Here is a 14,020-nt window from a genome sequence, read left to right as displayed (position 1 = left end):
TGAAAAGAAGGAGAACAATCGTTCTCCTTTTTCTTACAAATACAAAATTGCTAGAGCAATCAAACTTGCAACAAGGCCTATTCCCCAGAAGAGAAAATCCACCTTCCATTCACTCCAAGCCTTACCACGGCCAGAAAAACCACCAAGTTCAAAATGATGGTGAACTGGAGTCATTCGGAAAATCCTCTTACCACCTGTCATCTTAAAGTAAGTAACTTGGAGCATGACTGAAGCTGTTTCAAATACGTAGACAATCCCAATCAAAAGCAAGGTCCATTCTTGATGGAGGGCAATAGAGAGAGCCGCCAGCATACCTCCTAGAGCCAGACTACCTACGTCTCCCATAAAGATCTTAGCAGGTTTATGGTTAAATCCGAAGAAGCCAAGCAGGCCACCAATCATACTAAAGATCACAATCAGAAGATCAAAACGCTTTTGTTCTAACGCAATAACCGCATAAGCTCCCAAGCTGATCACGACGGAAATACTTGCAAGACCGTCAATTCCATCAGTTAGGTTGACTGCATTGGAAAAACCAACCAACCAAAAGAGAACAAAGAAAATATAAAGAAAACCTAATTCCAGTGGAAAACCGAAAACGTTCAGCATATCCCCACCGCCGTGGCGTTCAAAAAAGAGATAGAAAACCACGCCGCCCACCAGCTGCAAGAATAGTTTTTGTTTAGGATTTAGTCCCTCGTTGATTCGACGGAAAACTTTTAAGAAATCATCTAAAAAGCCAACTAAACCATACAAGAACAGAATAAACAAAATCGTTGTAACGCTGCTAGAAAGATTTCCTGAAAATAGTGCAATGACAAAACTAGCTACAATCGAAGCCAAGAGGAAAACAGTTCCTCCCATAGTCGGTGTTCCAGCTTTGGCTTGGTGCTGTTTGACATCTTCGTGCATTTGTTGCCCGGAAATGCGGGCTTTTTGATAAAAACGAATAAAGGCAGGGATTCCAATAATTGTTAAAATCAAAGTAGTAATTCCTGCAATTATAGCTGTAAGCATCTTACTCTCCTAGTGTTATTGTTATTTCTTTGAGGTTCTTGATAGAGGTATTGGCTTTTACACTCTGTCCAACAACCTTCGAACCTTCACCTTTGTAGGTAACCTTTATATCTAACCATTTGGCAAAGGTTGATGCGTTCTCTTTCGTCCAACCGTACATGTCTGGCATGTCATCCAGCTCATCTGTTAGAAGAAGGACTTGCTGGTTAGAAGCAACATTCTTACCTGCTTCAACAGATAATTTAGTGATGCTACTTCCTGTACCAAGGATAATCGGCTGAACCAAATTACGACGTAGCTCTTCAGCATAAGAACCCGGTGATTTATCTTTGCCCTTTTCTTTTGTTTTAGGCATAGTGTACTTGGTTTCAGTAATCACATTATCCAAGACATGCGTTGGAGTCGTTAAACCAAGGGTATCTTTCATGGCAACTGCTTCTTCCAAAAGAGGATTAACGACTTCTTTCCATAAATCTGGATAGAACTTCTCCTCAGGCTGCTTCACTGTCACATACATGATGAAATCAGGATCTTCAGCTGGCGTCATAGCAACTACTGAATAGATGTATTCGCCTTCCAAGTATCCGCCTCCGTCCTTAGCTTCTGCTGCAATCTGGGCCGTACCAGACTTGACCGCTACATCTTGACCTGGAACCTGAATGACCGGCACTCCATTTGTCTGTAAGGTACCAAAATTTGGATCTGTCCCAACAGTGATCATATACTTACGAGTCTCTTGAGCTGCTGTTTTAGAAACTGGATTTCCTATGATTTCATTTGTTCCCTTGCGGGCACTGTTAGTGGCCGAATCATAAATGGCACTGATAAATTTAGGTTCCAACATGACACCGTCGTTAGCAATTGCAGTAAAACCACGTAGCATTTGAACCTGCGTTACGTTAATCCCTTGACCAAAGGAACTCATTGCAGTTGTAACGACATTTTTATCCGGAAGATTACCGACATCTTCGCCCATCATGCCAAACCGCGTACGAACACCAAACTTGAATTTATCTAAATAATCACGCCACTTATCATCTCCCATCTTTTTCTCCAGACGGGCCATACCGATATTACTTGAATAGGCAAATCCTTGAGCATAAGTCAGGGTCTGACCTGTTGAGAGCCCCATATTGACTCCCCAGTCTTTGATGGTTGTATCCTCGATTTGAAACTCGTCATTAAAGTAGGTTTCATTGGCAGGGAAAGTATGATTATCGATAGCACTAGCCAAGGTAAATACTTTCATAGTTGATCCAGGCTCATAAGGGCTTTGATAAAGCAAGGTTGACCAATTGAAGTCTTTAGACAGACCTTCCTTGGTATCTGCATTAAAACTTGGGCGCTGAGTTGTTGCCAAAACTTCACCTGTCTTAGCACTAACCAGTGTTGCAGACACAAATTTCCCTTTGACCTTTTCCTGGAAGATATCCATTCTTGTCTCTAGATAGCTTTGTAGATGGCTAGAAATAGTCGTATAAACATCTTTACCATTTTCTGTTGCCACAGAGACTTGGTCTGAACCAGGCACAATATTTCCATTTTTATCGCGCTCATAGGTCACTAGGCCATCCCGTCCAGCCAAGATTTTATCCAAGGAATACTCCAAACCTGTTGAACCACGCAGACTTTTAGATCCATCTTCATTTTCTTCCAATTGGGCAATACCGACAAACTGAGAAGCAAAGGTTTCATTTGGATAGCTTCGGCTAGGGCTGGTATCAAAACTGATTCCTTTAACGCCAGCATCTTCCATAGACTTCTTAATATCTGTCATCGTTGCATAAGGAATATTATTTCCTTTAGCACCAAAATAGACCTGAGTCAATTTTTCCTGTGATAGCTGGCTCTTGGCATAATCGGTCTCAATATCTAACTTATCGTGTAGAATTTGAGCAACCGTCTCATACTGAGAGGGCTCTACATAGAGAATCTCTCCTGTAGCTGACTTATACTTTTTATCAATAATGGCATAGAGATTATAAGTCGTTGAATCTTCTGCAATGGCATTGCCGTTCCGATCATAAATCGTTCCCCGCTTAGCCTGTACTGTTTTTTGAATCTGGTAAACTTTTTTAGCCTCTGCCACCAGGTCCACTCCAAATTTTCGACCAGACCCAATCAAGATAGCAAAGTTAATCAAAAAAACAAAGAAAAGAAAAACAGTCAGGATACTCAGATTTTTCCCCACTTGTTTTCGATTCATATTAGCTGTTTTTCGATTTTTTAAAGCATACCTTAAAATCTTATTCTTCATGCTTTATTCCGCCGTTTTTACGATTGCATTTTGCAAGGTCATTTCCTGAGAGCTGGCCAGGCCAGACAGTCTTTCCTTACGAGTTAAATCATTAATCTCTTGCTTGGCGTTATTAATTTCAACCTGCTTAGTGCTGACCTGGACATTCAAGTCCGTCAAATCATGCTGAACTTGCAAGAGTTTTGTTTGCATAAAGACAACACTAACGGCAATAATAATCGCTGTCAAGATAATCGAAGCATAAAATGCTTTCTCAATACGAGTGAACTTTTTAATCCGTGATTGGAGCTGCTGTCCTCTCGTTTCTTGGCTGTTATTTGGCATTTATTCCCTCACTTGTGTACTTTTCGCGCCACACGCAATTTGGCTGAATGTGCTCGATTATTCATCTCAAGCTCTTCTGCACTCGGCAAAATTGGCTTGCGACTGATTAATTCCAGTTTAGGTTTCAAGTCATCTGGAATAAAAGGCAAGCCCTTTGGCACGTCTACTGTCGAAGCCTCTTTAAAAAGTTGCTTGGTCAAGCGATCTTCCAAAGAATGAAAGGTGATGACTGAAATCCGACCATCTACCGCCAATAAATCAATTGCTTGCTGAATAGACTCATCAGCTGCTCCTAGCTCATCATTGACCTCAATCCGAATGGCTTGAAAAATCTGCTTGGCTGGATGCCCTTTTTTCTTTAATTCCTTGGCTGGCTTGGCAGATTTGATAATCTCTGCAAGCTCTGTCGTCGTTTCAATCGGCTTGATCTGCCTAGCTTGCTCAATTTTACGAGCAATTTGCTTTGAAAATTTATCTTCACCGTATTTAAAGAAAATACGCACTAAATCATGATAATCATAGTCATTAACTACTTGATAAGCGCTAAAATCCGCATGACGATTCATACGCATATCCAATGGTGCATCTTGTTTATAAGAAAAACCACGTTCTCGCTCATCTAATTGGGGGCTTGAAACCCCTAAATCATAACAAATGCCATCAATCTCATCTACACCAAGTTTTTCTAACTGTAGTTTGAGATGACGGAAATTATCCTGCACAAAAGTAACCATGCCTTTTTCGATGTATGGTGCTAAACGTTTTTTGGCATGTTCAATAGCTGTCGCATCTTGATCAAAAGCATAGAGATGCCCCTTGGGACTTAACTTACTTAGTAAATATTCACTATGGCCTGCCCCACCTAAGGTCGCATCAACATACACCCCATCAGGTTTAACATCTAAATAATCAATAGTTTCATGAAGAAGAACGGTTACATGATGAAATTCATTTGTCATATCTTATCTATTATACCATAATCAAAAGCAAAAAAAAATTTTAAAGAAAAAGTAGGACCAGGAAAAATAATCCTAAGTTTTTGTCGCATATACTTGACACAATCTCCAAAAAGGATTATACTATTTTAAAAGTCAAATATACACGACATTTGACTGGTGATAAAGGTGATAAAAAAATAGAAAGGAAGGGTGTAATGAATCGTGTCAAAGAATTTCGAAAAGAAAAAAAGATGTCTCAGCTAGAGTTGGCCAAGTCTATCGGGGTATCGCGGCAAACTATCAATATGATTGAAAACAACAAATACAACCCCACCCTCGAGCTCTGCATCAATCTAGCAAAAACGCTAGATACTGACCTCAACGCCCTCTTTTGGGAGTCCAGCTGACAGAACGACGAGGCAGATGCCTACGAGTCTTTATCTGCAGCAAATTTCATACCTAAAGAAAGGACTAAAAAATGAAAAAAGAAACATTCTCAGACAAGATGATTAAACGATTTTACGGCATTACTGGACCTTTGGACGAGCAAAAACGCCAACAGGCTGAGCATCTAGGAAATATAGGCTTTATTTGGCTTTTCTTTATTCTGATTTTTGGCAATGCCATCGCCTTTCCACTGGCTTTTCGATGGCCTAAAATTATCGCTGTTGCTTATCCTATCCTGCTGGAAATCCTTATCCTCGGCTTCTGTGTCTATATAGTCATTCAAGCACGGCGCAAAGGAATTGATAATCTAGAGCTAGGACTTCAGGATGAAAAAGAAGAAAAAGCTATGAAACATGCTGGTCTCAAAGCAGGCTTCTCTTATTGGCTGCTCTTCTACCCTCTCTTTAGCATCATGATAGCTGTCATGGAAAAGAAAGATATCCTACAAGTTTTGCTTCAACCTAAACTTATTATAGCTGGATTAGCTGCTGGTCTTGGATTTGGACTGATTATGCATTTTATTGCCAAAGGAAAAATTCGTCAAGCACAAAAAAGGGAGGAAGAAGAATGAACCTTCAATCTTATAAAAATACTATCTTAATTCTACTATTTGCTATTTTTCTAGTCTGCCTCTTCTTTCTGAGGACCACAACAGATCCAGTTCTTTTTTGGATTCTAACCTTCACTTGCGTCGCCATTCTCTACATCAGCTATAAACTCTTAAAAAGGAAGAAAAAATAAAATAGTTGGCATTTCAGCTTATGCACTGAAATGTCAACTATTTTTTTATGAATTTGGATCATCTAGACTGCGGCCATGAAGACCTTTCTCGCGCTGAACTTGACGCAACTTCTCAGGCGTCACATCATTGCCATCTTCATCGACAATCTTGATACCTTCGATGTGATGGCGAACAGAGCGACGGTAGCCCTCGATATACTCTTCACGAAGCTTGGCTTGTTCCACTTTTTCCTCAGCAGTTAAGCCTTCCGTTTTTTTCTTTTTAGCCAGTTCATTAATACGGGCAATTTTTTTAGGATCCATGATTCTACCTCTCTTACCTTTTATTTGGTATTAATCTGATTAAACTGCGCCAGCTGTCCAGCTTTGGCCGTCAAAGACGCTAGGAGAGCTAGGCGGTTGTTACGCACAGCCTCATCTTCTGCCATAACCATGGTATGGTCAAAGAAAGCGTCAATAACTGGACTGAGGGCAAAGAGTTGATCCAGATTAGCAGTTAAGTCAGATGTCAGCTCTACTGCTTCAATGGCTTCAGCTAGGTCTTTTTCCTCTTGATTTTCAAAGAGAGCTGGGTTTACAGCTGTCTGCCCTTGGGCTTTCTCAGCTAGATTAAAGACTCGAGATAGGCTTTCCACTGCTGACTTGAAGTTATCTTCCTGAGCTTTTTCTGCTAGAAGCGCTGCTGTTTCTACCAAATCGCGTACAACGAAATGAGTACTTTGAAGAACAGATGTCACGATATCTTTTGGAATGCTGCGATCCATCATCTTCTCAACACGTGCACGGAAGAAGTCCAGCACCGCCTCTTGATTGTCATAGCTTAGGCTATCAAACTTGAGTTCGTAAAGTCGACCAAGAAGCTGAGCCAAGTCAATGTTCCAGCCAAACTTGTCCAAGATACGCACAACACCCTGAGTCGCACGCCGCAGAGCATAAGGGTCATTGGAACCGCTTGGAATCAGTCCAACTGAGAAGAAGGACAGAATGGTATCCAGCTTATCAGCCAGAGCCAAGACCGCACCGACCTTGGTGTCAGGTAATTCGCCATCGGCTGAAGTCGGCATATAGTGCTCCCGAATAGCAGCCGCCACTGCAGCATTCTCACCAGCCAGAAGAGCATACTTTTCACCCATGATACCTTGAAGCTCATCAAATTCCCCAACCATGCCAGTCAGCAGGTCAAACTTATAAATAGCCGCTGCACGAGCCAAGTCGGCTGTCTCATCAGCATCCAATCCTGCTTCTTGTGCCAAGAGAGCAGCAATCTTGCCAGTCCGCTCCATGTGCTCTGCCAGAGAGCCAATCTTTTCGTGGAAGGTCACATTGCCAAGTTTTTCAACCAAGTCAGCAATAGCCAACTTTTGGTCTTCCCGCCAGAAGAATTCTCCATCTTCCAGACGAGCCACCAAGACTTTCTCATTTCCCTTGATGACATTTTCCAAGTGCTCTGCATTTCCATTGCGGACAGAGATGAAGTGTGGTAAAAGCTTGCCTTCAGCATCGCGCACAACAAAGTAACGCTGGTGCTCTTTCATAGAAGTGACTAAGACTTCCTCTGGCACCTCTAAGTATTTGGCATCAAAATTACCCAGGAAAGCAGTTGGATATTCTACCAGATTCAAGACTTCATTGAGCAAGTCTTCGTCAATCTCGATAGAAACCCCGTGCTCCTCTTCCAGTGCTCGAATCTGCTCGACAATCATATCTCCCCGCTCAAGAGGACTGGCAATGACAAACTGAGCCCATAGGTCATCTTCATAGGAATTCGCTGAAGCAATCTCCGTTTCTTGACCCAAGAAACGGTGTCCCCGGCTAGTACGACCGCTCTTGATGTCCAAGAAATCCAAGTCAAAGACCTGCTCATCTAAGAGTACAGTCAAGGTGTGGACCGGGCGGATGTATTCAAAAGTATTGTTGGCCCAGTGCATGCTGACAGGGAAGGTCAGAGCTTGCAAAACTTCTGTCACTGCCGGGATGATCTCCTCTACAGGGCGACCGATCTCTTCCTTGGTCACATAGACGTATTCTTCGCCCTTGATTTCACGAAAAGTAATGTCCTCAACCGTCAAGCCCTTACCACGAACAAAACCTTCTGCAGCCTTGGTAAAGTTGCCATCAGCATCCAGAGCAATTTTCTTAGAAGGGCCTTTGAAATCTTCTGTCAAATCAGACTGCTTGTCCGCCAAGCCAACCACGCGCACCGCTAAACGACGCGGTGTGGAGAACATTTCAATTTTCTCAAAAGTCAGACGATGGTCTGTCAGGAAGGCTCCCATCTTGTCGCGCAGCTGCTTCATGCTCGGTGTCACGACATAGGCTGGCATTTCCTCCAAGCCTAATTCAACTAATAAATTTTTTACCATGATTATTCTCCCTCCTCTGCCAAGAGTTTCTCACGAGTCTCAGCATCCAAAAGCGGATAGCCCAGACGCTTGCGCTCAGCCACAAAGGTCTTGGCCACGACACGCGCCAGATTGCGAATACGAGCGATATAACCAGCCCGCTCTGTCACAGATACTGCGCCACGCGCATCCAAGAGGTTAAAGGTATGGGAGCATTTGAGAACATAGTCATAGGCTGGGTGCACCAGATGCTCGTCCAGACACCTCTTAGCTTCCGCTTCAAACCTCTCAAAATTCCCCAAGAGCAAGTCTTGGTCGCTGACCTCAAAGCTGTATTTGGAATGTTCATACTCAGGATGAGTGAAAATTTCGCCATACTTAACGCCATCAGCCCACTCAATGTCATAGACAGAGTCCACTTCTTGGATATAAGAAGCCAGACGCTCCAGACCATAAGTCACCTCAGCAGTCACTGGTTGAGTTGGCAGACCTCCGACCTGCTGGAAGTAAGTGAACTGAGTGATTTCCATACCATCCAGCCAGACTTCCCAGCCTAGGCCAGCTGACCCAGTTGACGGGTTTTCCCAGTTATCCTCAACAAAGCGGATGTCATGCTCCAGCGGATTGATTCCCAAGAGCTCCAAAGACTGCAAATAAAGTTCTTGGATATTGCTTGGAGAAGGTTTCATGACCACCTGAAATTGATGGTGCTGGTAAAGGCGGTTGGGATTTTCCCCATAGCGCCCATCTGCTGGCCGGCGAGACGGCTCTACATAGGCCGCGTTCCAAGGCTCAGGACCAATAGCCCGCAGGAAAGTATAAGGACTCATGGTTCCCGCCCCCTTCTCATTATCATAAGCCTGCATAAGCATACAACCCTGATCATTCCAGAATTGCTGTAAAGTCAAAATTATTTCCTGAAAGGTAAGTTTCTTGGACATTAGTTACTCCTTTTGTTTTTATTTTAGCTCAGGGACCATCTTTTGCTCCGTTTGAACAAACAAAAGAACCACATCCGACAGTCCTAGGCTATTGCGACCTAGGGGCGTCAAAAACGCGGTTCCACCCTAATTTATTACTTCATTCTGTTTACAAAATATAACCAAAAGCGCCATCTGCTCTGCTTCCCTATCTGGCTCACACTATCCCAGACTCGCTAAAAAGTAGACAAAGAGATTTCTTTCTAAAAAAGATTATAGCAGAAATCCTAACTATTGTAAAACACTTATACGCCCTTAATAAAAGAAATCCCTCAAGTATAAACCTAAGGGATTCTAATTCTAAAGTAAGCTTGAAATATTTAAGCTTGTCTTGGTTTTCTTGGCTTCACAACTCTTGGTTTTCTACCATCAAGTTTTCTCCTAGCCATCTTCAAATTCGCAATAGCTTCCTTAACTTCTGCTTGGCTAGCTCCCGGATCGTCCAGAACTGCCTTAGCTTGAGCGTACGCTTCTAAATATGCTGCTTTAACATTCTCGCTAGCATAGATAAACTTATTGCTGATTGCTTGATAGTGCATGTCGTATTCTACTAATTTTTGCAAATCAGTAAAGTTCGTTGGCTTACCATCTAATTTTTTCTCAGTTGCCGCCAGTTTAGCCAGTGCCGTATCGATTTGCTCCTGGGTTACCTTCTCTTGGAGTAAGAGAAGAGTAACTTCTTGGAAGGCTTGGTCATAGGCCCGGCGGTTTCTATCCTTAGCATTGGCATAAGCACCTGTCTTCGTTGTTGCAGCATAAGCTTCTACTGCCGCTTTAACAGCTGCTACATCGGATTCTTTACCGTCAAGATCAGTTGTTGCGGCTTGCAATTTAGCAACAACAGCATCCACTTCTGCCTGCGTCAATTTACCAGCTAAAGCATCTTTAGCAGATTGATAAGCTTGATCATAAGCCAGACGTTTTGCGGTAGAAGCATTGTAATATTGAACCGTCGATACTAGATTTGATTGCTGATTAACCGCAGCCATAAGAAGGGTTTTAACAACAACTCCTAGTTTAAGAAGATTGTTCTTACCTTCAAGGACCTCAACAGTTGGATCTGTTTCCACAAGCTCATAACCAGTTGGGAGATTTACAAAGACAGAGTAGAATCCTGCCCCTACTGATCGTCCAAAGGAATTCTTGCCAAATTTAGCAGCAGGTAAAGTATATACATCGCCATTGTTGTTCTTCAGAAGTACTTGAGTATTCTTTGGTACAGGCTGATCAAAAGCAACACTGACTGGCGCAAAGACAACTTCCTTAACAAGGAACTCAATGGTCTTGAAGCTATCTTGTGCTGTTAATTCAAATTCCTGCGTCTTGGAACCGTAGAACTTGATTTCATCTCTATCATAGGTGAAGACTTCCACTGTATAACGGCCGAACGGCAAGAAGTTGATATCTTTTCCTTTGTCCAAATCAACGTATTTTCCTTTGTCGTCCTTGATTCGATAAACAAAGGTCGTGTCGACATCTTTATGTGTAGTTGCATCCACCATGGAAACTCGAATCCGACCTGAATTTTCAGGGCTGACAAATTCAGACAAGGCAAGAACATCTTTGTTGCCTGCATAATCTTCTACCGCATAGAAAATCTGGGACTTGTCCACTCCTTCTGGCAAGGTGTACGTACCATCTTCATTGGCTGAAAGATAAACTCTATGCTCGTATTCCCGTTCTTTCCCATGGGAATCCACGTCTTTATAAGTGATGGAACCTTCTTCATCTGCCTTCAAGTAGAAGACTTGTTCGCGCAGGATACCACCGTTTCCGACATCATTTGGCTTACGGACTGTTAAAGTCTCAACACCGTCTTTATTCGTGATATAACCTGAAGTAATCTGAGGTTTTTGGGTATCAATTTGAAGATCAAAGCTTACGGTTTGTTCTTCTGCACCAGGCACGTCAGGTGTGTAGCGAACGACATAGGTATAGCGACCATCTTCTAACGGGTTGCCCTTGCTATCGCGACCATCCCAAACAGTATTTGTCAAAAGATAAGACTTCGGTTTTCTCGCATCACCGCTATAGAAATTCTTGCGGCCATCCCAAGCCTTGCTACTTTGCCAGATTGGGAAGCGGTAGTCAGTATCATCTGTTGTATACACACTAGCTGTCAGATTGTTCACATTCCGGTAGAAGACAGAGCGGTACTGGATTACATCTTTATTGCCATCGCCATTTGGTGAGAAGGCTAAACGAATATTGCCATCAGCATCCAGCTGCAAGATATGTTTCCCATCAGCATTTTCTGCTGTTCCTAAGACAACTGAACTGCGGTCTACAGTTTTTCCAGTTGAATAAAGGGTATCTTTAGACGTTGTTACAAGGCTCGTCACATTGCTTTTAGAATCAATACTTTTATCCTCTGGCACCTGATAATAGAAGCCTGATTTGCCATCGCGAACTAATTTATAAATTGGTTTTTCAGCAGCTGGCAGATTTTGGAATTGACCACGGAAGCCCATAAATGGAAGGCTCACTACATCACCATCATCTGCTGGATCAACAAAGCGAACAAAACCTTCCAAGAAGTAGCCGTTTGGCATTAACTTGGTCAGCTCTTCCGCAAATTTAGCCACATTAACCTTTACAGTTACAGTTTGACTACTATGAGCCTTGACCGTAACTTCAGGCCAGACTGTCTCAGTCAATTTACGAGGTGTCAGATCAAATTGACCATCCTTAACAGTATCCGTATTGGTATTGACAATCATTTTCAGGGTTCGGTCAGTATCAGTAATATTATGAACCGTCACGTCAAATGTAAAGCTATCTTCGACATTGCCTAAGGATACGCTTGGGTATTGGTTTTCCCCAGTAACATAAAGTCCAGTAGACACTGCGGCAGCTGTATCAACGATTCCTGCACCTTGCTGACGAGGAGAGGTATAAGCGCCTGTTTCTTTATCAATATGCAGCTTCGCAGTAGACATGATCAAAGCCTTGACCAATTCAGAATTCTGAGCTGGAGTTAGGTCTGGATAATGCTTGAGCAGGTATTCTTTCACCAAGGCCGCAACACCAGCCACATGAGGAGAGGCCATACTGGTTCCGTTCATGCTACCATAGGTATTGTCATTGAGTGAAGAATAGATAGATCCACCTGGAGCTGATACATCCGGCTTCAGCTGACCATCGGTAGTAACACCCCAGCTAGAGAAATCAGATAGTTCTTTAGCTGTTGGATTTGGACGATTATCTTTCAATCCGTTGAAGGCAATCTTATAATTACCAGCAGCCAAGGCTTCACCATACTGTTTGCTGATAAAGGCTGATGGAGCTGATTCTGAATCCTTATCCAAGGCCATCTGGATATTAGCACCTTCAACATTGTTGTAGATGAGGGCCCCAGCTGCACCATGTTGGATCGCATTTTTAATCTTCTCAGAGAATGTAATCGAACCACGCTGAATAAGGGCCAACTTCCCTGTCAAGTCTAGGCCATTAAAATCTTCCTCACGTCCTTGACCAGCATTGACATACTCGTATTCCTTGCCCTTTTCAAAGTCAGCCTTGCTATCTGCTTTGGCAAATGTAAATTTCCCATTGCTTAATTCAGCATTGTTTTCTAGACCACGAACTTCCATGACTTCTTCAGTCACTACTGTATTATCAACAGAGGCAACAGAAATAGCTCCTTCTGCAGTTGAAGGATTTCCGACTAAACCATAGTCTGGATTTTCAGCTAGAGGTTTGGAATGGCCACTTCCGAAAGTATTTTCGTTACCAGCCGCAATTACGACACTGACTCCTTTAGCTCGAGCTCGTTCAATCGCTGCAGAGAGACTAGGACTCATGTTTACGACTGATCCTGTTGCTGAACCCAAACTCATGTTGATGGAATCTGCCCCCAAGGCTACTGCATCTTCAATGGCCTTGATATAAATGGCGTCACTCGTAGTTTTTTGACGGTCTGAGAAAACCCGCATGAACATCACTTGAGCTTCAGGAGCAACCCCATAGATGTATTCCCCATTGCTATCCTTCTTGTCTGGATTTCCAGCAGTGATACCAGTAACGTGCATACCATGAGAATAGCTATCTTTTTCCTTGATGCTATCATCGCCATCAATATAGTTATAGGCATAGACAACCTTGCTGTTATACCATTTACCATAATCAATTCCGGCCTTCTTCTTTGCCTCTTCAATAGCAGCTTCCGTTTGGTATTTGGCCTTTGAAGGATCCGAAATACGCAAGACTTCATGGTGGACGTCTAAACCAGAGTCGATAACAGCAACCAAGCGACCTTCCCCTTTATAACCTTGAGACCAAGTTTGAGGAACCTTGATGATTTCATTACTACTGATGCTAGTTGGTTGCTCGTCCTTGCTGACTTTACCTTCTTCCTCAGAAGTCGCAGTAGCAACTGGCTGGCCTGTATTTTCTGACGCTACAGCTTCTGTAGTCGCTGGCTTGCTTTCAGGATTTGTAGCTCTAACCTCCTGCTTATCATCTTTCTTCGCAGATGAAGGGCTTGTCACCTCTGCTGTCGAAACAGTCTGTTTTGGCTCTGTAGCTACAGTTGTTTCGCTAGCTACTTGCTTTTCTTCCTTAGTTTCTCCTGCTGATGGAGCTTGAGCATTTGCTGGCTCTGAACTTGAGGATTTGTCTACTTCTTCAGAAGCTTGCGACTTTTCCTCTTTTACTGTCGCCTTATCCGCAGAAAGAGCCCCCTGCTCTGACGAATCAGCTGTTGCAACTAAACTCGGCTGCTGACTCGTTTCTGCTGTGCTAACGGCTGTCTGTTCGTCCGCATTGGCTTGGCCTGAACCAAAAATCAAAGCAGTTCCCAACAAAGCCGAAGCCAAACCAAATTTGAACTTCCGAAGTGAAAAACGTTGTTGTCTTTTCATACAAAACTCCTCAATATTTTTTAAATCATATTATAATAAAAATTGTCTGAAAATTCATACTTTGTTATAAAATGTAACGAAAATGTAATATTCCCGAATGTTTTTCTACTAA

The 14,020-nt window shown here is 42.8% G+C and carries 10 protein-coding genes; 2 read left to right on the top strand and 8 right to left on the bottom strand.

Annotation, left to right across the window (positions count from 1 at the left end):
• Positions 1-33 precede the first annotated feature (33 nt).
• The 4 genes from mraY to rsmH are packed head-to-tail and all read right to left on the bottom strand — an operon-like array spanning position 34 to position 4,557.
• On the bottom strand, positions 34-1,017 hold the full coding sequence (mraY, locus tag PCY09_RS06770; RefSeq protein ID WP_125396919.1) for a phospho-N-acetylmuramoyl-pentapeptide-transferase: 984 nt from the start codon (positions 1,015-1,017) through the stop codon (positions 34-36).
• Between the two features lies 1 nt (position 1,018).
• Positions 1,019-3,274 carry a penicillin-binding protein PBP2X gene (pbp2X, locus tag PCY09_RS06765; protein WP_125396918.1) on the bottom strand — a complete coding sequence of 752 codons (2,256 nt, stop codon included), beginning with the start codon at positions 3,272-3,274 and terminating at the stop codon, positions 1,019-1,021.
• A 3-nt stretch (positions 3,275-3,277) separates the two neighbouring features.
• Positions 3,278-3,598, bottom strand: a complete 321-nt coding sequence (ftsL, locus tag PCY09_RS06760; RefSeq protein WP_012000070.1) for a cell division protein FtsL — start codon at positions 3,596-3,598, stop codon at positions 3,278-3,280.
• Positions 3,599-3,606: 8 nt separating this feature from the next.
• Positions 3,607-4,557 carry a 16S rRNA (cytosine(1402)-N(4))-methyltransferase RsmH gene (gene rsmH / locus PCY09_RS06755; protein ID WP_125396917.1) on the bottom strand — a complete coding sequence of 317 codons (951 nt, stop codon included), beginning with the start codon at positions 4,555-4,557 and terminating at the stop codon, positions 3,607-3,609.
• Between the two features lie 194 nt (positions 4,558-4,751).
• On the opposite strand from rsmH, the gene PCY09_RS06750 reads away from it, so the two are divergent.
• Together PCY09_RS06750 and PCY09_RS06745 are read left to right on the top strand one after the other, a co-directional pair.
• Positions 4,752-4,943: a helix-turn-helix transcriptional regulator gene (locus PCY09_RS06750; RefSeq protein ID WP_125396916.1), complete on the top strand. Its 192-nt coding sequence runs from the start codon at positions 4,752-4,754 to the stop codon at positions 4,941-4,943.
• A gap of 71 nt (positions 4,944-5,014) precedes the next feature.
• Complete coding sequence (locus PCY09_RS06745) at positions 5,015-5,554, top strand: DUF3278 domain-containing protein (protein WP_125369397.1); 540 nt, start codon at positions 5,015-5,017, stop codon at positions 5,552-5,554.
• A 215-nt stretch (positions 5,555-5,769) separates the two neighbouring features.
• Here the strand turns inward: PCY09_RS06745 and PCY09_RS06740 are convergent, their stop codons facing one another.
• The 4 genes from PCY09_RS06740 to PCY09_RS06725 all read right to left on the bottom strand — a co-directional run bounded on the left by PCY09_RS06740 (position 5,770) and on the right by PCY09_RS06725 (position 13,908).
• The gene (locus PCY09_RS06740) at positions 5,770-6,027 is read right to left on the bottom strand and encodes a DUF896 family protein (RefSeq protein ID WP_008808564.1); all 258 of its coding nucleotides are present in this window, start codon (positions 6,025-6,027) and stop codon (positions 5,770-5,772) included.
• A gap of 20 nt (positions 6,028-6,047) precedes the next feature.
• A complete protein-coding gene (glyS, locus tag PCY09_RS06735) occupies positions 6,048-8,087 on the bottom strand; it encodes a glycine--tRNA ligase subunit beta (RefSeq protein WP_125396915.1) in 2,040 nt (679 codons plus the stop codon).
• Between the two features lie 2 nt (positions 8,088-8,089).
• The gene (gene glyQ, locus PCY09_RS06730; protein ID WP_002911276.1) at positions 8,090-9,007 is read right to left on the bottom strand and encodes a glycine--tRNA ligase subunit alpha; all 918 of its coding nucleotides are present in this window, start codon (positions 9,005-9,007) and stop codon (positions 8,090-8,092) included.
• A gap of 359 nt (positions 9,008-9,366) precedes the next feature.
• On the bottom strand, positions 9,367-13,908 hold the full coding sequence (locus PCY09_RS06725) for a S8 family serine peptidase (protein ID WP_125396914.1): 4,542 nt from the start codon (positions 13,906-13,908) through the stop codon (positions 9,367-9,369).
• Positions 13,909-14,020 lie beyond the last annotated feature (112 nt).

The organism is Streptococcus sp. SG2, assembly GCF_030439925.1.
GTDB classification, from domain to species: domain Bacteria; phylum Bacillota; class Bacilli; order Lactobacillales; family Streptococcaceae; genus Streptococcus; species Streptococcus gordonii.
Note: the sequence above shows the minus strand (reverse complement) of the source record. Positions and strands in the feature narration are given on the sequence as shown.